The 254-nt window shown below is 70.1% G+C and carries 1 protein-coding gene; it reads right to left on the minus strand.

Going from position 1 to position 254, the window contains the following annotated elements:
- Positions 1-254: zinc finger domain-containing protein (locus RAD04_RS38970; protein ID WP_461628008.1), on the minus strand; the 254-nt coding region annotated here is incomplete at both ends.

Raw genomic sequence — 254 nt, forward strand, 5'->3', positions numbered from 1 at the left:
GGCATTCCCCTTGGCGGGGACACGGACGCGCGAACCGGTATCGACGCCGGCCGGAATGCGCACTTCGAAGCTCTCCGGGCGGCGAATCTGCCCGCTGCCGTTGCAGGCCGGACAACGCCGCTTGTGCTTGCCGCTCCCGCCGCATTCAGGACAGGCCACGGCGAAGCGCATGACTCCGGCTTGGCGGCTTACTTTTCCGGTCCCGCCGCAGGCCGTGCAATTCACCGCCACTCCGCCGGCCGAACCCGTCCCGC

It is taken from the genome of Bradyrhizobium sp. 25ACV (assembly GCF_054863005.1).